Annotated in this window: 19 protein-coding genes; 2 read left to right on the forward strand and 17 right to left on the reverse strand. The window is 30.9% G+C overall.

All coding sequences use genetic code 11. The features are described 5' to 3' along the window. From CVS84_RS05455 to CVS84_RS05535, 17 genes are all read right to left on the reverse strand, one after another. Positions 1-538, reverse strand: a 538-nt coding sequence (locus CVS84_RS05455) for a hypothetical protein (RefSeq protein ID WP_199906114.1), incomplete at its 3' end; no start/stop codon positions are given. Then, positions 535-1,026 (reverse strand): hypothetical protein, encoded by a 492-nt coding sequence (locus tag CVS84_RS05460; RefSeq protein ID WP_107691491.1) that lies wholly within the window; start codon positions 1,024-1,026, stop codon positions 535-537. The genes CVS84_RS05460 and CVS84_RS05455, both read right to left, overlap by 4 nt. A 182-nt stretch (positions 1,027-1,208) precedes the next feature. After that, a complete protein-coding gene (locus CVS84_RS05465) occupies positions 1,209-1,730 on the reverse strand; it encodes an Hcp family type VI secretion system effector (RefSeq protein WP_054195925.1) in 522 nt (173 codons plus the stop codon). Positions 1,731-1,795: 65 nt separating this feature from the next. Beyond that, positions 1,796-2,716: a hypothetical protein gene (locus tag CVS84_RS05470; RefSeq protein ID WP_107691492.1), complete on the reverse strand. Its 921-nt coding sequence runs from the start codon at positions 2,714-2,716 to the stop codon at positions 1,796-1,798. A 9-nt stretch (positions 2,717-2,725) separates the two neighbouring features. Beyond that, a complete protein-coding gene (gene tssM / locus CVS84_RS05475; protein ID WP_107691493.1) occupies positions 2,726-6,214 on the reverse strand; it encodes a type VI secretion system membrane subunit TssM in 3,489 nt (1,162 codons plus the stop codon). A 78-nt stretch (positions 6,215-6,292) separates the two neighbouring features. Next, a complete protein-coding gene (locus CVS84_RS05480; RefSeq protein WP_107691494.1) occupies positions 6,293-7,189 on the reverse strand; it encodes a type VI secretion system baseplate subunit TssG in 897 nt (298 codons plus the stop codon). After that, on the reverse strand, positions 7,186-8,904 hold the full coding sequence (tssF, locus tag CVS84_RS05485; protein ID WP_107691495.1) for a type VI secretion system baseplate subunit TssF: 1,719 nt from the start codon (positions 8,902-8,904) through the stop codon (positions 7,186-7,188). The genes CVS84_RS05480 and tssF overlap by 4 nt, the downstream gene beginning before the upstream one ends. Further along, positions 8,904-9,293 (reverse strand): hypothetical protein, encoded by a 390-nt coding sequence (locus CVS84_RS05490; protein WP_054195920.1) that lies wholly within the window; start codon positions 9,291-9,293, stop codon positions 8,904-8,906. The genes tssF and CVS84_RS05490 overlap by 1 nt, the downstream gene beginning before the upstream one ends. A gap of 7 nt (positions 9,294-9,300) precedes the next feature. Further along, positions 9,301-10,749 carry a type VI secretion system contractile sheath large subunit gene (tssC, locus tag CVS84_RS05495; protein WP_054195919.1) on the reverse strand — a complete coding sequence of 483 codons (1,449 nt, stop codon included), beginning with the start codon at positions 10,747-10,749 and terminating at the stop codon, positions 9,301-9,303. A gap of 2 nt (positions 10,750-10,751) precedes the next feature. After that, the gene (tssB, locus tag CVS84_RS05500; RefSeq protein ID WP_054195918.1) at positions 10,752-11,237 is read right to left on the reverse strand and encodes a type VI secretion system contractile sheath small subunit; all 486 of its coding nucleotides are present in this window, start codon (positions 11,235-11,237) and stop codon (positions 10,752-10,754) included. 78 nt (positions 11,238-11,315) lie between these two features. Further along, a complete protein-coding gene (locus CVS84_RS05505; RefSeq protein WP_107691496.1) occupies positions 11,316-12,590 on the reverse strand; it encodes a type VI secretion system domain-containing protein in 1,275 nt (424 codons plus the stop codon). Then, the gene (gene icmH / locus CVS84_RS05510) at positions 12,591-13,355 is read right to left on the reverse strand and encodes a type IVB secretion system protein IcmH/DotU (RefSeq protein WP_085658354.1); all 765 of its coding nucleotides are present in this window, start codon (positions 13,353-13,355) and stop codon (positions 12,591-12,593) included. It abuts the gene before it with no gap. 8 nt (positions 13,356-13,363) lie between these two features. Then, positions 13,364-14,758, reverse strand: coding sequence for a type VI secretion system baseplate subunit TssK (gene tssK, locus CVS84_RS05515; RefSeq protein ID WP_107691497.1), 1,395 nt, complete (start codon positions 14,756-14,758; stop codon positions 13,364-13,366). A 1-nt stretch (position 14,759) separates the two neighbouring features. Further along, the gene (gene tssJ, locus CVS84_RS05520; RefSeq protein WP_107691498.1) at positions 14,760-15,227 is read right to left on the reverse strand and encodes a type VI secretion system lipoprotein TssJ; all 468 of its coding nucleotides are present in this window, start codon (positions 15,225-15,227) and stop codon (positions 14,760-14,762) included. A 639-nt stretch (positions 15,228-15,866) separates the two neighbouring features. After that, positions 15,867-16,007: a hypothetical protein gene (locus tag CVS84_RS09435; protein ID WP_159070068.1), complete on the reverse strand. Its 141-nt coding sequence runs from the start codon at positions 16,005-16,007 to the stop codon at positions 15,867-15,869. Next, positions 15,997-16,587: a hypothetical protein gene (locus CVS84_RS05530; protein ID WP_159070069.1), complete on the reverse strand. Its 591-nt coding sequence runs from the start codon at positions 16,585-16,587 to the stop codon at positions 15,997-15,999. The genes CVS84_RS09435 and CVS84_RS05530 overlap by 11 nt, the downstream gene beginning before the upstream one ends. Before the next feature lie 57 nt (positions 16,588-16,644). Further along, the gene (locus CVS84_RS05535) at positions 16,645-17,769 is read right to left on the reverse strand and encodes a hypothetical protein (protein WP_107691501.1); all 1,125 of its coding nucleotides are present in this window, start codon (positions 17,767-17,769) and stop codon (positions 16,645-16,647) included. Positions 17,770-18,340: 571 nt separating this feature from the next. On the opposite strand from CVS84_RS05535, the gene CVS84_RS05540 reads away from it, so the two are divergent. After that, positions 18,341-20,482, forward strand: a complete 2,142-nt coding sequence (locus CVS84_RS05540) for a tyrosine-type recombinase/integrase (RefSeq protein WP_107691502.1) — start codon at positions 18,341-18,343, stop codon at positions 20,480-20,482. Between the two features lie 137 nt (positions 20,483-20,619). Further along, a complete protein-coding gene (locus CVS84_RS05545; protein ID WP_107691503.1) occupies positions 20,620-21,819 on the forward strand; it encodes an ATP-binding protein in 1,200 nt (399 codons plus the stop codon). Positions 21,820-22,068: the final 249 nt, after the last annotated feature.

Raw genomic sequence — 22,068 nt, forward strand, 5'->3', positions numbered from 1 at the left:
AGATGTGTTTAAGAGACATATCTAAATCTTTTTCATTATTTATGAGTTTCAAAATGTATTTTAAATATTTGTAGTCTTTAGGGTCTTGTCCGTATTGTAGTTGCTTTTTAATTAATTTAAATTTCTCTTCTTTAAATTCTTTATATTTTTGAGTTTTTATAAATTCTAGTAGCTCCTTGCTAGGTATTTTACTCTCAAATCCAACTCCATTATCTTGAAAAAAGAATAAAAATTCTGATCCCATAGAAAAAGCTAATCTACCATTTGGCTTTGTGCCTTTATCTAAAAGGTCATCAAAAGTCTTAAATTTTTTCATTAAAAAAGCGATTTCTAATAAATTTGGCTCATATCTAAGTTCATTACTTTTAAAAGTTATATTCGCATCACAATTAAAATTGTTTATATAGTAATCTATGATTTTAATGGTATTTCCATCACTTACATTTTTATCAAATATAGCAGCGAACATATCCGTACAATTTGCTTCATGCGAATATAAAGATGTTATGAGAAATATGATTATTGCCAATTGCTTCATTGTGCTAATTCCTTTTGAGTTTCATTCTTTAATAAATTATCTAAATCTTTTTCATCTCCTACTATCTTTAATATAACTCTCAAATAACCATAATAATAATAATAAGGATCTCGCCCATGATCTAATAGTTTTTTGATTAATTTAAATTTCTTTTCTTTAAATTCTTTATATTTCGGTGTTTTTATAAATTCTAATAGCTCAGGGCTTGCTTTTTTGTCTTTTATGCCATCGCTATTTTCTCTAAAAAAGACTAGGAATTCTGTTGCTATAATTGCAGTTAGCCATTTATCTGGCGTAATATCTTTATTCAAAAGTAAGTCAAACGTTTTAGTCTTATTATTTTCATAAGCAGCATCTAGTAAATTGAAGTCATCATTAGTGAAACTTGGGACTATATTAGCATCGCATCCAAGCTCATCTATGTAGTATTCTACGCATTTAGCAGTATTCTCATCGGTCGTATTTTTGTCAAAGATCACAGCAAACATATTTAAACAATTTGCTTCGTGTGAATATAAAGATGTTATGAGAAATATGATTATAACTAGGTGTTTCATATCGCATTTCACATATCATGTTAATTTAAAAGATAAAGATAAAAAGGGCTCATCTGTGTCCTTCTAGCTAGAAGATGATTTTATTAACCCTAGGGGTAAACCCTAGGTTGGTTTTAAGCTTTTTTAGTAGCTTCTCTCCAGTCGTCGCTTCCGCTTGTGCCTGCAGCTACGTGTTCCCAAACTATCTTTCTATAGTTCATTGAAACTTTGAAAAGCTCTGTTTTGTCGCTGTTTAGCTTGTCTTGAGCATTTGGACTTACTAGAGTAATATCTGTTATAGTTGCATCTTCTAGTTTTGTAGTAAAGAAATGCTCCGCACCACCACTAGTTGATGTTCTATACCAATAGATCTCAACCTCTGGAAGTCTTTCGCCTTGTGTTAAGGCATTGTAAAGAAGTGGAACAGCTTTATTTAGTGATGTAGTAAAACTAAATGGCTTATGGACTCTTTGACCTGATGGTTGTCCACTTTGTGGATCAGTTGGAACTGTTACTATATGAGAAACCTCTTGAGCCATGATCTCATCTTCGTGACCTGACTGATAGCGATTACCTATACTAGCTTCTGTTGAAGCACCGCTTGAAATAAGTCCTTGTGTAGAACCTTTCACTTTAATATACACTGGTTGTGACATATTTACTCCTATTAAAAAGTTTGGGTTATTCTATCTTTTATTTACTTTCTGTTTTATTAAAAACATTACTTTTTTAACATATAGCTTTGAAGAGCTTTATGCAATAGGTAATTAAACGCTTCCTTATCTTCCTTAGTGCTTTTTAGTACGGCTCCTGAAAGATATTTAAAAAATGAGTTATTCTCGACTATATCATACATTTGGCTATATAGCTCTTTGCATATAAGCTTAACCAAAACAGTATTTATTAGTTCTGTCGAGTCACTAAGAGGAAGAGTTTTCATGATTGTTTCCATATCTTTTGTATTTAAAGTCCTAGTCTGCTCACTTATAGGGCTCATATTTGGTTGCAATTTTATACTCTCAACTATCTTTGTCAAAAGCTCATCCATGCTTTTTGCAGTTAGCATATTTTGATTATTTGCATTTTCTTCTTCATCAAAATTTTGAGCTATCTCATTTAAATTTAAAACTGCATCGTGCACATTTTCATTTAAAGTGATATCTTTTTTATCATTTATTAATGAGTTTATCTTTGGCTCTTCTTTAAAATCAACATTTGAAATTTTACCAACTGGTTCAAAACGTTTATCATCGAGTTTGTCAAAATTTTTTGTATTTTCTATTATCTTATGGGCTTTCCCTATATATTCATCAATTCTAGAAGGATCTATAAATATAAATTTTAACTCCCCTATCCTAAAGATATCGCCCAAATTTATGACACTCTCATAGTCATCTGGAAGCTTTGAATATGAATCACTATAAAAAATTTCACAATCTTTATAGCCACAAATTGTGAAAACCCCCTCTTCAAATCCAACATGAGCGTGTTTTGGTGCGATTGAATCGCTCATATCATTACAAGAAAATTTTGTAGTATCTAACGAGCCTATATCACCGCCATTTTCATCAAAAATGATAAATTGAGCTGAAAAGCTTGACGCTTTATCGTAATTTTGTATAACTGCTGATATTTGTTGCATATTTTATCCTTAATAAAGCATCTTCTTTGGTAAATTTATCGTTGGTATGATATCCATAAGCTCTAAAAGCTCTCCTCCATTTGGTGTTACTTCAAAGCCAAAATACGAATCTCTTCTACCATCAAAATTAAGCGTACTAACGCCAACGCTACTAAAATTTGAAGCTTTTAATATCTTATACCAGCCCCACTCTCCATCAAAGCTTAACTCTTTTCTCTCGCTTCCAGTACTTGAAACTGCATTGAATTTAAACTGCGTTGATATATCAAAATTTTTGCTTGAAACTATCAAATTTGAGGCAATTGTATGATCATAAGTCAAAGAGTTATTAGAATAGCTAATATTTATATGGCTAAAATTTGCCGATAAGTCGACAGCTTTTAAATTATAATTTAATTTTAGCTCATCATTTGAATCAAGCATTAAATTTGAAATTCTGTCTATATAGGCAATATTTTTAAGGAAATCTCTGCTAAATCTTAGCTCTTTTGCATATTTTGGTCTTATTTTATAACCATCAGCAGTTTTACTTAAGATTTGTTTTAGATATCTATCATAAAAGCTATTCCAAGTTCCGTTTTTGCCAAAGAATCTTTTAAATTCTTCTATGCTGACAGCCTTTGGAGATTGTTCGTTAAATGGATAAAATGGCTTGATAAGACTTTCAAAATCATCAAAAACATCATCTCTATATGCTGTTGATAAAAGCACCGAAGCACCATTTTCTACTTGTTTCCATGCAAGTGTTGATAACTTTTGATAATATTCATTTAACTCATCTGGAAGCTTCTTAGCATCATTATTTAAGACAACAAATGGATCGTTTTCGTTTTTTATGCCATTTATTGCATAAACTATTTTATCATCGTTGCTTTGAAGCATTTCAAAGTTATAGTCACTAACTTTTTTATAAACGCTTGTTACATCGTTGCTTATAATATCTAGCAAGTCATTAGAATTTAACGCATGATAGTTAGTAAATTTAGCACTAAAATCACTGAAAACACGCTTTATCTCACTTGAAGCAAATCCTAGAGAGTAGATATATTTTAGTAAATTCTCATCATTTAAATTTGTATTTTGATTAGTTAATTTTATTAAAGAATTTAAAGGATTTTCTCTCTTTGACAAGATGTCGAGCTCTTCTATGACCTCTTTTTTTGTAGTAAATTCATTTGGTTCTATTTCTCTTAAAATTTGGCTCCACTTATCAGCATAATTTTGCAAATAAAGCTCTATTACAGCAATGCTTAGCTCTTTCTTATCATTTGAGCTAATATCTTTTAAAGAAGAATTTGTCTCCATTAGCCAAGATTCTATTCCAGCTGTTTGATCTATGTTTGAGCTAAGCTTTGACAAGAAATCTCTTAAATTTTCTTTTGTATAAATTTTATTAAATGGCTTAAATGCTTCTTTTTCTTGGACTACTGTGTATAAATTTTCAACATCTTTTTTAATATCGTAAAAAGATTTATCGTCCTTGAATGATATGAACTCAAGTATATAGTAGAGCCTTTGTGCTCTTTGAACAGGTGATAGCCTCGTATTTGCTATACTTTGAGCAACTGTATCTGCAGTTATGTTTAAATTTTCTGCCTTTAAAATAGCCTCAATATGAGCTAAAAATTCATCTTTTGCAACGCCATATTTTTCAAATTTATCCCAGTTTGTGCTAATCCAAATTTTAAATAAATCCACATTTGTGTAGTCTTTGTCAAAGAGCGAATCATACATATAAAATGCTTTTATTAGCTTATCTGGATCAATTTCATTTTTTAGTATATTTTCCATTTCAGTTAAAACTGTATTTTTGAAAAAATCAGCATTTAAATCATAGTAAAGTGCTTTAACTGGAGTAAAGCCTTTATACGAAGTATCTAGTGTTATATACTCAAATTTAGTATCACCGCTGAAGATTCTTGGATAGTCATTTAGACTTTGTTTTAGTAAATTTAGAAGCTCAATCTTTTGTGTTGGAGAGAGATCCTTGTATTTTTTGCCATCAAGGTATGAAGAAATTTTATTTGCATTATTTATAGCATTTTGCTCTTTTATATTTTTGGTCTCTAGAATAAAACTAGAACCCAAATATACTCCAGCACAAAGTATGGCTACTAAAACAAAATTTACAAATTTTGTAAATCTATTTTGAGCACCAAATTTATTTAAGTTGGCTTTAAAAGCTATCTCTTTTAAAAATGATTTTACAAAATAGCTTTGTTTGCTATAGTTATTTACTGCTCTTAAAAGTGGTTTTTTGATATTATATCTATCACAAATAGTGTTTGTAAGGTAGTTTATAGGTATATTTTCTTGATAAGCACTTACGAAATAAACTCCATTTATGGTTGAGCTATTTTTAAGTGCATTTTGAGAGCTTAGCTTTGTTACAAAATCTTTCACTAAAGCAAAAAAATTATCAAGTTGTTTTAAAAAGAGATATGAACGTTTTTTATCTTCCAATAAATGCGAAATCGAATTCTTACTCATGAGATGTTTAAATAATGACTCGCTTAGGTTTTTTAGTTCAGTTTCTAGTGATTGTTTTGAGAAATTTGGATCTAAGTTTATTCCTAGAGCTTTATTTGCCACATCTTCATTGAAAAGCCTGAAATAATCTCCCATGCCATCTATTAAGTCAAGTTTGCTAAAAACAATATAAATAGGGAATTTAATGTTTAGATGTTTCTCACAGTCATTAACCCTTTTTATCATATATCTAATTAATTCATCAAAATATTCTTGAGTGCCTTCGAGGAATTTTTTAGTGTCTATGATTAAAACCGCGCCACTTAATCTAGCGTTAAAATCATTTCGTTTTAAAAAGTGTAAAAATTCACTCCAGATACTTTTTTTAAGCAAGTAATCCCTATTTTTATCCACATCATCTTCAGGAAGCTCTTCCGTAGCTGTTGGCTGATACAAGCTCTCTTGTGCAAAATGTATACCCTCAGTATCTAAAAGTGCACCAAATTTTGAAATGTAAAGATTAAAGTTTGTTGTACTTTTGTGTATTTTTTTATAAGTATCTAAACTATCAGATAGTGGAAATTCTATATTTGAGTAGTTTATAAATGCGCTCTTTCCAGCACCTTCATTACCCATTATCATTATTAAAGGTAATTTTTTAAAATTTATATCTTTTTTCCATGTTGTTTTGGCATCTTTCAAAGAAAGCATAAAATTTCTTTTTGCCTTACCAAAACTATCCATAGACTCTTTTTTTATCTCTTTTAGCTTATTATTTTTTTCATCTTTTTGAGATGCTAAATAGTGCATTAATGGTTTGATTAAAACAAAAAACAAAATAACTGCCCAAAATGCAATTAATATAGTGACTCTTGAACTTATACTAGCAAAGCTATATACATCATTAAAAGCTATAAGTGGAGCATAAAGCCAAAATAAGATACTTAATGCAATAGAAGCTACCAAAATTGTACTGTGTTTAAATCTAAAAAAGACAAAAAATCTTCTTAGGTAATCGATAAATGCCATTGATGCACATCCTTTTACAAATAAATATATTTCTTTAATGTAATAATAACAAATATTTTAGATTTTATATCTGAAAATTTAAGAGCAGAGCCTAAATTTTATAAAATTTGACATATTTTTATTACTTTTAAGCCTTGCACCAAGGCCTATTTTACTATAACCTTCATCTATTCCAAGCTTTAATTGCATCTTTGGAGAATAGTTTATTTTTATGTATAAATCAGCAACAAATTCATTGTTCGTAAAAAAGATAAGAGTATCTTGAAGCTCTTTAAATTTTCTTCTTTTTGGGAAAAAATCAATAGCTTCTTCATAATCTATGCCATTTATATAAACTGCTATTTTAGTTTGTTTCTCAAAAAGCTTTTTACCAAGTATAAAATTTCTACCCAAAGTCCTATTTTTGGTACCAAGCAAATTTAAATTTGAAGGCGCTATGAAAATTTGATTTGGTAAATTTTCTAGTAAAAATAGTTTATTTTTTAAATTAAAATGACGCTGCAAGGCAAACTCGATCTCTCTTTTAGGCTTTCTTTGGCTAATAATAAGCGGAGAAAATGGTAAGAATTTTTTTGCTAATTTTTTATTGCTTATGTTTAATATATCCAATAAAATCTTTGAAATTTTATCATCAAGCTCTTTTTCAAAGGATCTTGCATAATTTTTTAAACTAATGCTATCAAAGAAAAGCCAAAGCAAGTAATTGTCAAAAAAGTCAAAAAATTTCTCGAAATTATTATCGCTACTCTTTGAGATCTTTTCTAAAATATAGCTCGTAAGATGCGAGCCACTTCCCAAAAGACCCATAAAATTTACGACGATTTTTACTATGTCCTCTTTATTTAAGCTCTCAAGCTCATTAATCGGATAAGCAAAACTTGGGCTATTTTTAAAAAAAATATCTCTTCTATCTTGGTGATTTAGGCAGTTCTTTACTAATTTAAAAAAAGAAGCTTGATTTAGTTCTTTGTTCATATTAATTTTTTTGTACCGCCCAAGAAGTCATAATTAAGCAAAATTTTACTCTTTATACACTTTATTTTAAGTTCACAAAATGAATTAATTGATACAAATTTTGATAAAAATTTAGCCAAATTTATACCTAAAGTATATACATTTCCAATACTCTCAAATTCGCTTTCATCTATATAGAATATGCATAGCAACCCTCTTTTTGCAAAGCCTTGATCAACTCTATAAATTTGCTTTGTTTTTATATCATAAAGCGAGTTTGCAAATTTTTTAAAAAACTCATCATCTGGTACGCTAAAGGTATTAAGAAGTGCTAAAAAAGAGCCCTTCTCTAGTATACTTTGATAGCTAAAAGATAAGATACTAACTAGTTTCCAAAGAAGATTTCCATCTATTTTTACTCGCTTTACGCTAGTTGGAATGGTTAAATTTTTGGTTGTTACGCCTTGATGGGATAACACTCTATCTATCTCACCAAGTCTTAGCTTGCAAGGCAAATCACCATTGCAACAAAGTGCATCTATGCTAATGGTTTGATCTTTAGAGTCACTTTTAAAAAAAGAAATTTCTTTATATGAGTTTAGTTTTATATCTGTTTTATTACTGACAAAATAATAATCTTTTGCTCGCTCATCATTTAAAAATTCAAATCTCTCAAAACTTTTATAGTTTTTCAATATCCTTTTTTCATTATTACTACTATGAGCGACCACCTTATTGATTGAAACGATTTCATAAGCATCGATATTTGAGCGATCTAGAAAAATTCTATATTCGCTTCGCCTATTATTATTTAAAATAGGCTCGGCACTCATTGCAAATAAATTTATTACAGGTGTAGCAAAAAGAGAAAAATACTCTAGCCTTGGCACATATCCACTTGGCATATCTTTTGAAAATATGAATTTAATATTAAAGCTTTTTGTAGAAAAATTTTTAAGAAAACTAAGACTGTTTAATCGCACAAAATTTAGCTTTGAAGGAAAAAATGATAGCTCTTTTAAAAGCTCAAATGCTTCAAATCCAAACTCATCACTCTTTATCAAACGCTCATCAAACTCATCTAAACTAAGTTTATCAGGGCTTAACTTTATCTCTTGATCGCTATCTTCAAAACTTATTGTAATAAATTTCAAGTAATTTTTTAGCCACATTAAGAGCGTAGAAGAGAAGTAAACATTATCTCCAAGATATAAATTTAAAAAGTCTATATCAAGTTCTCTAGTGCTAAGCTCGTCCTTTGTAACGCTTATATTTAAATTTAGAAGATAATCACTCTTATTGTTTGACATAAAAGCTTTTGTTATCTTTAAGGGAAGCAAATTTATGTCAAAGATCGTTTGAAATTTGCACGTTATGCCATTGATCTGCTTTGACTCAACTATACTTCCTTTTGGTATAAATTCTCTCACCCCCGAGAAGTCATCTCTTAAGGTAAATTCTTGCATGCAAACTGATGGAAAAGGATTTGTATAGCTTGGCATTAAGATATTTACTAAAGACTCAGCGATTAGTGGGATATTTTCATCTAGTTCTTGCCTGATCCTAGATGTCAAAATAGCCATATTTTCTATTATGCTCTCAACATCAGGATCTTTGCTTTTGGTATCTAAGAATGGTGCTACTTTTGGAAAATTTTTAATAAAAAGGGCTCTTGTTTCATCAAGGTATGCCATCTCTTTTTGAAAATAAGCTAGATTATTTTCATTATAATCCATTATAAAATCTCACAATATCTATTGTTTTTAAAAATAACTTTTAGCAAATACTCTTTAAAATTATCGTTTTTATGCTTGTAATTTATATTAAAGATGATACGCCAAGGCTTTAGTGAGTCATCATATCCGATAGATGTTACTTCTATTCTATTCTCATTTGAGCTGATTAGTTCATATATTGCCATGCCAAGTTTATGACCAAGCTCATTTATTTCAACGCCCATCGACCAAAGATCAATAATACTATCATTTAATCGGCCGTAGTTACCAAGTCTAGAGTTTAAAATAGTATCAATGTGATCTTTTATGTCGCTGTCTAGATCTTTAAAATATGGACGTAGCTTTGATTCATCGCTAAATTCATATAAAATTTTATCTATCAGCGACATAGTAAGCTTACTCTTTGTCTAGTTTTCCAACCAAAGAAAGCTCGAAATTTGCTCCCATAAATTTAAAGTGAGGTCTAGCCAAAAGCTCTATTTTATACCAACCAGGCTCGCCAGCTATATCACTGACGATTACTTTTGCGCTCCTAAATGGTCTTCTACTTCTAACATCTGCTGGTGGGTTTTCCTGATCTGAGATGTATTGCCTTAGCCATTCATTTAAGCCGCGCTCAACATCACTACGCTCTTTCCATGTACCTATCTCTTCTCTTTGAAGCACTTTTAGATAATGAGCTAAACGAGAGATCAAAAATACATAAGGCAGTTGAGTTCCGAGTCTGAAATTTGTCTCAGCAGCTTTACCTTCTGGAGTATTTGGGAAAATTTTAGGCTTTAACGCAGAGTTTGCTGAGAAAAATGCAGCGTTATTACTATCTCTTCTTAAAGTAAGAGCGATAAATCCATTTTCTGAAAGTTCAAATTCTCTTCTATCTGTGATCAAAACTTCGGTTGGAATTTTTGTTTGAACGCTTCCATAATTTTCATAAGTATAAGTTGGAAGATCTTTTACGGCACCACCACCTTTTGGTCCAATGATATTGCCGCACCATCTATAATCAGCAAAACTATCTGTAAGCCTTGTAGCAAACGCATAAGCTCCATTGCCCCAAAGCATATCATCGTGATTATTTACAGTTTCTCTATAATTAAAGCTCTTTATAGGATTATCTTCTGGCACATAAGGAGATCTTGTAAGAAATCTATTTACCATACATCCTGTGTATTTTGCATCTTCATTTTCTCTAAAAGTTCTCCATCTTGTATATTGTGGACCTTCTAGCATGCTTTTTAGATCTTTTATATTTTCAAGCTCACCAAAATTATCAAGTCCGAAAAATTTAGCAGAAAGAGATGTAAGAAGCGGTGAATGGCTCATTGCAGCAATTGATGACATTTTATTTAAAAAAGTCATATCTTGATTTGATTTATCTAGCTCATAGTCAGCCACTATCGCACCAACTGGCTCACCACCAAACTGTCCATATTCGGCTGAATAAATTTGTTTATAAAGTGTACTTTGAGTTATATCTAGGTTGTTTTCAAAATCATCTAAAATTTCTTCTTTTGTGGCGTCTAAAAGATCAATTTTTACATTTTCATTAAAATTTGTTCTCTCAACCAAAAACCTAATTCCACGCCAAGTTGATTCTAGCTCTTGAAAAGATTTATTGTGCAAAATTTCATCCATTTGAGCAGATAAAAGGGTATCAATGTGAGCTATCATCTCATCAAGTGCGAGCTTATTTATTTTATCTTCGGCATTATTTGTTGTTATTATATTTGAAATAAACTCAGCAACTCCTTGCTTTACAACGCTATAACTCTCGTCATCTTTTGAATATTTACTCCTTTGCATTATGCTTTCAATGATAGGAGTTTTAACTTTAGTTTCAGACATTTTTATTCCTTATCTTGTTCGTCTTTAATCTCTAAAAGAAGTTGTTTTCTACTATCTTCATCTTTTATAGCTTCTAAAACCGCTTTTCTAAAATCAGGCATATTGCCCATAGGACCTTTTAGCGCAACTAAAGCTTTTCTAAGCTGTAAGAGTTTTTTTAGCTCAGGAATTTGATTTATAATATTATCTGGATTAAAATCATGGATGCTCTCAAAATCAAGGTCAATATTTAAATCTTCATTATTAGAATTTAGCTTATTTTTTACAGAGAAATTTGTATGAATATCTAAGCTTTTCATAACCTGATCAAAATTTATTTTATTGATAGAGATTACTTCACGATCTTCAAGTGGAGTTTGATTTTCACCAGTTAAATTTGCAACTACCATAAGTTTTAATGGAAGCTCTACATCGGCCTCTTGGTCATTTGTCTTAGTTTTATAAACTATATTTATGCGTTCTTTTGGTGGGATTAGATTATCTGCCATAGTAACATCCTTTTTTCGTAAATGATTTAAGAATTATATTTAAATAAAATTAAAGGTGATTTAAAAAAACATATTTTATCACACAAATGTTTTTGCCTTTATATATATATCTGATAAATAATCTTTAAGCTCGGTGTTTTCTATAAAATTAACTATTTGTGCATAGGTAGCTTTTGCATTATTATTCATGCCTTGTGCAGTAAAAATTTTTGATAATTCAAGCATAAAATTAAGCTCACTTTGAGCACTTGAAGCATGCTTACTTTTATCTAGTTCTTTTATTAGATCTTCAAAACTCATATCTTTTTTACTATCATTGCTGGAAGTAAATTCCAAAGAGTTACTTTTAATAAAAAATTTGTTTATATCTTCACTAAAAAAAGCTTCTCCGCTTTGAAATTTAAGCTTTTTTATATCTGGAAATTTATCAATAAAATTTAAAACCATATCACAAACAAGATCACTTTGCCTTGCAAGTCCAGTACTATTTAAAAACTCGCAAAATATCTTAATGCCTCCTATCCAAAATGGGTTAAGTGCTAAATTTCTTATAAATTTTTCTAAGTTGTCAAGATTTGGTTCGTTACTTTTTTTAAAAAGCATAATTAGATTTTCATCAGGATAACGTATCTGTGTTATTTGATCGCTACTTGATGGAAGTGCCTTTATTCTGCCCCACATTGCTTCAAAAATTAAAGAATAAGCGGTAAAATTTTTAATATCACTCTTTAAAAGCATTAGTGATAAATTTATAAAATATTCTCTAAATTCTCTATCATTAAATGTACTAATGTCATTGCTACTAAATGAAATGCTTTGATGGTAAGTTGGCTCAGTTTTAGTAATTACTTTTGGCTCTTTGGCTTTTAAAGTTTCTTCTTTTTTTTCTTCTATATAAAGTGTATCAAAACGTGTACCAAGCTCTTGCGAAAGCTCAGGCACAAGGTCATTAAACGCTTTTGCGTCAGCTTGATCCAAAGCTTTATCATTAGCTTGCGCAAAAAGCTCTATTGTTTGAGCTATTATCTTTTTTTTAGCAGGTAGTTGTTTTTCATTTTTTGCGAGTAAATTTGGCTCTTTTTTCAAAATAGATAGAAAAAAAGCAAAGGCTTTTATAAGTGTCTTAAAAGCCTCTTTGTCATTTAAATTTATAGCAGAAATCGCTAAGAAATTTAAAAGCTTGGCGTCAAGACTAAATTCACTTAATGCCTTTAAAGATGAGCTAAATACATAATCCCACTTTATGCTATCATGCATCAAAGTTTTATACTTTGACATTTCATCAGTTAAACTAATATAAAGCTCATTCTCTAAAAAATCTTCATTAAATTTATTACAAAAATTATCTTGCACTTACTTGTTATCCATAAAATTCTCTATCTTATTATTTAGAACACTATCGTTTCTGATATTGTTTTGATCCATAGAATATGTACTATATAAAAATGCAGCTGCGATCATAGCAATGGCTAGCAAAATGAAATAAAATTTTAAGCGCTTTAGCGAAAATACCTCAAGAAAGCTTTTCTTTGTCTGTTTTAAGTAGCTCTTTTCAAATACATTTTCATCGGCCTTTATGAGCGGAGAAACGGCTGCAGCTATATTTTCACAAAGATAAGAGATTTTTTCATTGCAATCTTCTTGGGTTTCATATTTTCCTTTATAACCAAGCACCAAACAAGCATATATAAATTCCAAGAAATCTTTATTTTTGCCAACATTTTCAAACCACTTATCCATAATGCCAAAGAATTTATTTCCACCTAGATTTTCATTAAAAAATCTTGTTGTCAGGGTATTATTGGCCCAAAAGCTGTTCATAAAAATTTCATTTTTTAGCAAGCTCTCATCTATAAAAACACAAAGGCAATATCTAAGCCTAATAATATCGTCTTCCTCATAAATGCCTAGGTTTGATATCTTTGAAGTAGTGCTTAAGATATCATTTATCAATTTTTCACGTAAATTTGCCATTTCACTTTGTGAAAAATTTTGTAATTTTGAAACCCTATTTGCCAAAAGAAGTAATGGCAACACATGATCTAGTGCAAGATTTGTACCAAGACCCAAAAGATTTGTTTGACTTAAAACTGAGGTTTCATTTTGATTTTCGTTCATTTTTATCCTTATAATAAAGCCCACATTTTAATGTCAGCATTTGGTAAATTTGCCGTTATATAAACGCTAATCACATTTTGATTTGCAAAGCTTTTAAAAATTTCATCTTTTTTGTCTATCTTATAATAGATATAATCGTTTAACTTTGGTAAAGTGCTAGGAACAACAGAAATTTGCTCTACGTTTATACCCCTTAGCTGTGAAGATACTATGCCTTTTATATTTGATTGAGTATGGATTTTGCATTGCTCTTTGAAATTTTTAAGAAGATACTCATTTTTCGTATCGCTGTGAATAGCAAAATAAATTTCTGAGTTTTCAATAATGCTTGGATTATCAAAAATACAGTCATAAAAGCCATGATTGTTTTTAACAATTTGTGCCATTATATATTTTGGAGATAAGATATGTGAGAATAAAAGTCTTAGATTATTTATCAAAGGCACAAAAGTTTGAGTTAGGTTATTGTGATCGTAGGCAATAAATTCGCTAAAACTATTATCATGACTAAGTGCCAACAGATCAGCCTGAAAATCAACTAATTTTTCATACAAATACTCTGGATGAAATTTATCTTTCTTTAACAAATAAGAGAATATTAAATGCCATTTTTTTAGCATATTTAGTGTTAAATATGTTGAAAAATCAAGTCTATTTTTAGCTTGATCAACACCTCCTAGCAACCCAAAATAACTCTCTTGATGTTGCTTTGTAGCAAAGCTAAGTTCCTCTATAAAATTTGTTATAAAGGTATTTTTACTGATATCAATACAAGTTGGAATAAATTTTTCGTCAAGTGTTATTTGCTTATTTAGGTCTATATTTTTTATTTTACAAATTGGTATGCTAAGCTCGTAAGGCATCTTTGAGCCAAATACTCCAAGAGATGATCTTTGGCTTGCTAAGATTAGATTTTCTTTATCTTGTGTAAAGGCAGAAGATAGTTCAAAATCATCTTTATCGTCTAGCTCGTTTAATATATCATTGCTAGCTTCATCATGCACTCTTGAGCTGATAAGTGCTTGCTTGGCTGTAAATTTTAGGTTTGGTAAATTATTTTGCAAGCTAATATCAACTAAACCTGAGCTAATAGGTAGTTTTAGCACTATAATGGCTGAGTTTAGCTCACTTGGGCTTATCTCAAGCGGTTCTGGCAATTCATCTTGATCTGGCGCGTTAAAAATCGTACCATCTTGAGAGATACAAGAAATTTTAGTTAGCCCTATTTTGCCTTGAAGCAAAAGATCGCTTGAAATTTCTAAATCTAAAACACCGTATAAATTTGAAAAAGAAGAGACGGTTTTTAGGTTTAAATTTCTCTCAAAATATCTTTCTTGCTGCTCGAAATGAACCTTATCAACGTTCATTCCGTTATACCAAACGACTTTTAGCTTTTCAGACATTTTATTTGCTTGCTTGTATTTTAGAGCTACTAGCGTCTAAAACATTTACGCCATTTTTTGTTATTTCAAAAACTATATTTTTTTCTTTTATCTCTTTTGTAGCCTTGTAAGCCTTGATATTTGTCTTGCTCTGATCAGCATAAAGTACCAAAATACCAACATACGGAACTTCATCAGGATATACATTTGTAAAAGCATATCTATTTGTATTTGGCTGAATTTGTGTTTTTATAGAGTCAATCTTGTCATAGCCAAGTATTTCACCATTTCTCTCAGCTAGATCTATAATGCTAGCTTCTTTAAATTTAGCCACATCTCTTAATTTATAAGCTATGATAGTTATAGGAACATTATCGCCATGATAGTTTAAATTTGAATTTGGCATATTGCTTATAATAAGATCTTTTGCGCATCCTGTAATAAATAGCATAAATACTAAAAAAGATAGAAATTTAAATATTTTTTTCATGAGTTCCTTTACCTGATTTTAATAATATTATTTTTGCGTAATTATATCTAAAAAATTTAGATGATGCTCATTTTAAAATTAATGTTCTTAAACAAAACTTTTATATCTGTTCTCATTCTTTTTTATCGTCTTTGTTATTTTTATTATCTTTACTATTCATATTATCTGTAACTGCCTGTACTATTCCAGTAAATAACTTGCCCCGGCTTCAGCTTCAGTCTGTAAATCCCCATCGCCGACTTTTATATTTATCCTCTTGTGGCATTGTAACCAACCCACATTATAAATACAAATATAGCTTGCACCAAAGAGACGCCACCTATTGTAACGTCCATTGTTTTAAAATTCTTTTTTAGAAATATCTTATACAAATTAGCATTAGCCAAATTAGAAGAATTACGATCGTGTAAAATAACGCCACACTGCCGTAATTTATATCTATATTTTCTAGGTTATTCTTGGTAAGGTCGCTTTTTTTAATATCATTTTTTATTGTAAAAAAACCATAAAAACATACCAAGATAAAACCTAGTGCGTCTATATAATAAATCTCTCCAAAAAAGTATTTTAATAGCTTTACAAATAGTAGCGCTACGATACATATTGCTATAACGCCGCTGAATACTATCGCAAATTTCTTCATTGTTTATTATCCATATCTGACTGTATTACGCCGCCTACTAGTCCAGTACCTACTTCAAATATAGTCTTATAGTTACCATCTTTGCCTCTTGGTATCTTCTCGCCTATATTTCCTAAACCGCTTGTACTAAATCCCAAAAAAACCACCAATACCAGTTTTTAAAAGAATTCTTTTTCCATCTATGTCTTTTGAAAGATCAGTTGCTTGAGAATATATTTCACTAGCTGCATTTCCAGCAGCACCTCTTGTTATGGCGCTTAGCATATGACTAGCTCCACCCGTATATAATCCTACGGCAGTATTTATAACAGCCGATAATGGGTCGTAGTTATTAAAACTATTGTTGTTTTTACTATACTGTGAATATGTATCTATGCCCGCACTTATAATGCCACCTGCTACTATACCTGGGGTTTTTGAGCTATCATAAAATTTAATATCTTTTGTCATATCTTTTAGTAAAGTACTAGAGCTGCTTTCCGGAGCAGATATCTTTGGTTTACCGACTGTTACGAAATAACCTTTATCATTTGTAATTTTATAAACCTCTACTGGTTTATTGTTTTTACCTAATTGCTGATATATCACTTTATTCCCCGTTATATCCATACTACGAGCTACATACTCTTTACCGTTATGTCTTAATATACCATCACTACCCAATGCTCCACCTTTTGGTGTATTGGCTGCTACTTTTGTAACCACCCTCTTTTCCATCTCTACAAATGGAGCTTTTATCGCATTTTTTGAACTAGAGTATAGAGCCGACGATAGTTACTTTGTAGCGCCGACGGCCGGTTTAGTAGACGGTATAAGTATATCGCTTGTATCTCCTAGTCCTATGGTATGCTCCGGGTTCCAATCTTTGTCCTCATACTGCTCTTTGGTTGCGGTGTATAAAGGATAACTCGTCATACTCTCTTTATAAACGTCTGTAAAGTATAGATTTCTCTCTTTGGCAGTAGTTGCCAATATATTATACGCCTCATCTATTTTATCTCTATCAAACACCATATTATACCTAGGCACCTCGACTTCATCGGCACTTTCTATGGTAGATACGGTGTGATCAAAGGCCTCTTTTTGAGATTTATCGACATTTGTTTTAGCTGCAAGCATAAAAATGTTTATTGCATGGGCATAAGGTACGTTATTTTCTTTACTATATCTATATGCTAATTCCATCGCAAGATCATGTTCATTGCTTGTTAGTATTCTATTCACCCCCAAATTCTTATCCAGTTTTGCAAATTCTCTATTGTTATTTATCATGCTTGATGTTACAGCTGTTGTTAAAGGCGTTTTAGAAAAACCCTTATCGTTTAGCCATAGAGCATGAGAGAAATATCTAGTCGCAAAGTCTGAGAAATTTGATGCGTATTTAGTATCATCATCTCTATTTTTATCTATATCTCTATGATCTTGTATATCCATAGATCTTTGATTTTCATGAGTTATGGTTTTTACAAGATCTTTCATATTGGTTATGTTTTTGAAATTTATATAGCTAGATCCGGTTTGCAAGCTTGTAAAACCTTTTATTTTTTCGCCATTATATCCTCTTTCATCTGTATATGTAGCCTTTACATTACACTGATTAGTGTAGTCTTTTTTAAAGCTTTCTTGAAAACCTTTAAGGAAATTCTTTACAAAGGCTATATTATGCAGCTCATCATCTTTGCTGTTAGCATCTCTCATATTGCCATTACCATTAAACTTGCTTAGAAGTTTGTAACGATTAAGAGTGGTTGGATTTTTGTTGAGATACTTTATATGCTTGGTTTGATTTTTCTCACGACATGCATATGCAAATCTACCTATCGCTCTACCATATGTTAAAAAATCCGACCTTACGTTTATAACTAGATTGTGGTCATTTATTTTATATGCATTAGCCATGGCAAATCACCTTACTGTATGAACTTTCTCTCGTGCTAGCGGTGCTAGTTACTATTAATGAAAATTTTTTCATTTTTATCCTTTTAAAAGATATTTATAGTAATTACACCAATTTTGGAAAAAATTTCAGCTAGAAATGCAAATTTTTGTAAAAAAGTTTATTTTTCAAGAAAAAAATTAAAAATATTAAAATAATGGAGATTAAAAGTGCGTATTTAAAGGAGTTTGAGATAAAAAGCCAGAAGTAGAAATTTAAAACAAATTTGTTTTTATGATATTAAAAGGGTGATGACTTTATAATCGTTGGAATTTTTAAGAGACTGTTCCACTTTCGTAACTAAGTGTTCCACTCTTAAAGGAAATTTTAAAGAAAGGGAAAGAACAAAAGCATCACTGCTAGTGCCTAAAATAGTGTGTTTTGGTGTCACGGGGGAGACTTGAACTCCCGACCTCCGGCTTATGAGGGTTTAAAATAAACTTTGTGTAAGCACCAAAAAGACGGCACATAGTCAGTTTCACACTAGGTATCTGCTACATTTTGCTACAAAGTTATATTGCATAGGTAACAAAGATGCAATATCTAGTCAAACGAAATGGCATATACTACTTTAGAGTAGCTATCCCACTATATCTGAGGCCTTATTTTGGTAATAAAACCGAATATATAACCTCCTTCCTCACAAAACGCTTTGATACAGCAAAAAATCGTGTTAAGATCTACTCTATAATTTTTAACGCGATCAAAAAGGCATGGAAGATGAATTTGAGTAGCGAACTTATAGAGCACCTGGTGCTTATGCTTTTAAAAGCCAAGGAGGCCAAAAGTATCAAAGAGCATGATATGCTTGGCAGATATATAAATTTAGATGGATTACTATCACTAAATTTGTTTTTAAAACAGAGTTTAAAAGAAAATAGCTTGCCTAGTGTCATATCAAAAGAGGTCGATGAGATCTGCAAAAAGCTATCTTGCATTGACTCTCACACCAAAAAGCTTCTTGGCAAAAGAGTGCTTGAGGCAACGATAGATAACATAAATCACATATCATATAAGATGTGCAAAAACCAAAAGCTACTAAATGATAAACAACAGACATTTGTACCACTTGGTAAAAAGCATAAAAGCGAAAATTTAGATGATAGTGCCAAAGATGAGATAGCCAAAGGCGTTAAAGAGGCTAATATAGATAGCTATCAAGATGACATAGAGACTTTAAAAAAGCAGGATTTGGTGCTGCCTTTTACTAAAAAATCTCTAAAACGCTCTATTTGTGATCTAACAGATACTATAAATGAGCTAGCTAAACAAAAGGGTGCATTAACAAACAATGATATATTGAGAATATTTGGCTGTGAGCTAATGCCAGATGGAGATAGCGAGCTAAGTGGTGATCTAAAATTTGGGTATGGAAATTTAAATGATCCTACCTTTGGTGGTCAGGTAAAGCTATACAAGGCAGATAAATATGAAGATAAGGGCATAGTTTTAAGTGGCATTGAGGCTAAAGACCTTGCGATAGATGATACAAGTGATGCTAGTGGCATGACTTTCAATGAAGCTATAAATTTCTTTCAAAAGCTCTTCTCAAATAGAGCTAGAAGCTTTAAATCACAGCTAGTCTCATCTACTAAAAGCGACAGTAAAGCTGACATGGTCACACTAAAGAGTGCATTTGAAAACTATATATCAAACACGAGTATTTCAAACAACTGGAGTGATAGTACATTTGGTCTTGTTAGACATGTAGGGCGGTTAATGTCTATGAAATTTGGCGACGAGCTAGACATCAAAAATATAAAAAGAGATGACTTGCTAAATTTTAGAAATGTCTTACTGCAACTACCAACCAAACTCTCTCAAAATAGTCTCTATAAAGATAAAAACTTAGATGAGATCATAGCTTTGGCAAAAGATAGACCAAAAATTTCTAAATCAACCATCAAGAAGTATATTGTTAGAGTTAGTGAGTTTTTTAAATACTGCTACGATAGCGACTATATAGATAAGAACCCAGCTATAGATCTGCAAATAAGTATAAACCAAGATGATGTTACAAATAAAAACCCTTATGAAGATAGTGACGTAAATGCACTTTTGGATATTGTTAGTAAGATAAGATTAAGCGGTGATACTAAAAGTCAAAGAATTAGCAAAGATGAGCTATTTTTTGTTACTCATATAGCAGCCTACTCTGGCATGAGACTAAATGAGATAATCCAGCTAAACACAGATGACATAGTCGAAAAATATAACATAGTATGCTTTAGTTTAAATACAAAAGTAGATGTAAAAACTGGTAAGAGCAAGACTTTAAAGACTAGAAACTCTGCTAGGATAGTGCCTATCCATTCTAAGTTAAGTAGCATTGGGCTGTTTGAATTTATAGAGAGTAAAAAGAAGCTAGCTAGGAAATGTGGCAAAGCAGTTAGGCTATTTAGCTGTGACAATAAAGACTTCTCTGAGTATTTTAGAAAGAAAATCAATACTAAAGTTATAAAAGATGGTGATAAAACAAGGACGTTTCACTCATTTAGACATACTTTCATAAACAAGCTCATCCAAAGTGGCCAAAGAGTTGAACATATAGCTGCTCTTGTGGGACATGAACAACAATACAAGATCACTATGAATACTTATGGCGAGCCAGTAACTCCGAAAATTCTAAAGGATCTAGTTGAAGAGGTAAATTTTTATCAAGGAGGGGAAGAGTGAGTGCTTTTTGATTGTAAATGTATATGGTCATTTACAATAAAGAAGGGTTTATGCTTTTAAGATCAACCATATTTGTAGTCTATCACATACCTTTTTATGATATAATTGTATTGTATTACATAATTCAGGGATAAGCCATGCTAGATCAACTTTTTTTAAAGAGTAATGACCTTATAAGGTTAAACAACCATAAATTTAAAAGATATTTTATAGATTCTAAAGATTTATCTCATAGACTTATCGTTATCCTAGGACAAAGAGGAATAGGCAAAACAACTACATTGGCTCAGCTTGCCAGTAAAAACAAAGATAGTCTTTACTTAAGCCTAGATGACATAGAGATATCAAACGATATAACCTCGATTATAAGAGAGCTTGTATTAAATGGTGGAAAGCATCTATACCTAGATGAAATTCATAAAAGCAAAGATATATCGGCCGTATTAAAATTTGCCTATGATAATTTTAAAGAGTTAAACATAGTAGCTACTGGCTCATCTGCTCTTGAAGTACTAAAAAACTCTCATGATTTAAGTAGAAGAGCAATAGTGTATAAGATGAGCGGAATGAGCTTTAGGGAGTATCTAGGGCTAAGGTATGGTATAAATTTAGAAGCGGTTGAGCTTACAGATTTACTCGTAAATCATCAGGAGATAGCTGTTGATATTATTAATGCCTTAAAACAAAAAGATCTAGCAATCATTAAGCTTTTTAGAGAGTATCTGAAGGTAGGCTACTATCCATATTATAACGATATGCCAAATGATACTGCCTTTTATCAGACTCTAAAACAAAGTATAGAAGCTACGATAGATAGCGATCTTTTAAGCATATATCCAAATTTAAACGGCAATACGGCAAGAAAGCTAAAGATCTTAACTCATGCCATAAGCGCAAACGTCCCATATCAACCAAACTACTCAAGCCTAAAATCACTTGTTGATATAAGAGACGATAGAACACTAAAAGAGTATCTTGCTATGCTTGATAGTGCTGGGCTAATAAGGCTTTTAATGAAAAACGAGCTAGCTATAAAAAATATGGATAAGGCGGATAAAATTTACATTGAAAATACAAATTTAATGTATATAAATAGCCCAGATATAGGAAATGTTAGAGAGACATTCTTTACTAACCAGCTTGGAAATATCACTGAAATTTACTCAGGCAAAAATGGTGACTTTATGGTTGGTAATAATTTTACCTTTGAAGTAGGTGGTGCCAAAAAGAGCTTTGAGCAGATCAAGAATATGCCAAACTCATATATAGCAGCTGACGATATTGAAGTCGGGGTTGGAAATAAAATTCCACTTTGGCTGTTTGGGTTTTTATACTAGCACTACTTTGGCAATAAACTATTGCTAGTATAAAAAGCAATTGTGGAAAAATCACCTTGGCTCAAGACAAATTAAGCGTTTAGTTATGACTTCATCTTACTGTTTGTTAAATCTCTTATTAATTTCAATTGCACAAACCTACAAGAGCAAAATCAAATTAACACTCCTGAAATAAGTTTAAAATAAGCTTTAATATAAAAAAATTATTAGTAATATATATTTTAATAGCATAAAAATATAACAAAAAAA

The sequence above is a fragment of the Campylobacter concisus genome (genome assembly GCF_003048575.1).
In the GTDB taxonomy this organism is placed as follows: Bacteria; Campylobacterota; Campylobacteria; order Campylobacterales; family Campylobacteraceae; genus Campylobacter_A; species Campylobacter_A concisus_U.

Coding starts and splice junctions, on each gene's coding strand:
- CVS84_RS05480 (WP_107691494.1), bottom strand. CDS start 7,189: ATGAACAAAGAACTAAATCAAGCTTCTTTTTTTAAATTAGTAAAGAAC.
- tssM (WP_107691493.1), bottom strand. CDS start 6,214: ATGGCATTTATCGATTACCTAAGAAGATTTTTTGTCTTTTTTAGATTT.
- icmH (WP_085658354.1), bottom strand. CDS start 13,355: ATGAACGAAAATCAAAATGAAACCTCAGTTTTAAGTCAAACAAATCTT.
- CVS84_RS05460 (WP_107691491.1), bottom strand. CDS start 1,026: ATGTTTGCTGTGATCTTTGACAAAAATACGACCGATGAGAATACTGCT.
- tssC (WP_054195919.1), bottom strand. CDS start 10,749: ATGTCTGAAACTAAAGTTAAAACTCCTATCATTGAAAGCATAATGCAA.
- CVS84_RS05540 (WP_107691502.1), top strand. CDS start 18,341: ATGCAATATCTAGTCAAACGAAATGGCATATACTACTTTAGAGTAGCT.
- tssK (WP_107691497.1), bottom strand. CDS start 14,758: ATGTCTGAAAAGCTAAAAGTCGTTTGGTATAACGGAATGAACGTTGAT.
- tssF (WP_107691495.1), bottom strand. CDS start 8,904: ATGGATTATAATGAAAATAATCTAGCTTATTTTCAAAAAGAGATGGCA.
- CVS84_RS05530 (WP_159070069.1), bottom strand. CDS start 16,587: ATGGAAAAGAGGGTGGTTACAAAAGTAGCAGCCAATACACCAAAAGGT.
- CVS84_RS05470 (WP_107691492.1), bottom strand. CDS start 2,716: ATGCAACAAATATCAGCAGTTATACAAAATTACGATAAAGCGTCAAGC.
- CVS84_RS05465 (WP_054195925.1), bottom strand. CDS start 1,730: ATGTCACAACCAGTGTATATTAAAGTGAAAGGTTCTACACAAGGACTT.
- CVS84_RS05545 (WP_107691503.1), top strand. CDS start 20,620: ATGCTAGATCAACTTTTTTTAAAGAGTAATGACCTTATAAGGTTAAAC.
- CVS84_RS05535 (WP_107691501.1), bottom strand. CDS start 17,769: ATGGCTAATGCATATAAAATAAATGACCACAATCTAGTTATAAACGTA.
- CVS84_RS05490 (WP_054195920.1), bottom strand. CDS start 9,293: ATGTCGCTGATAGATAAAATTTTATATGAATTTAGCGATGAATCAAAG.
- tssJ (WP_107691498.1), bottom strand. CDS start 15,227: ATGAAAAAAATATTTAAATTTCTATCTTTTTTAGTATTTATGCTATTT.
- tssB (WP_054195918.1), bottom strand. CDS start 11,237: ATGGCAGATAATCTAATCCCACCAAAAGAACGCATAAATATAGTTTAT.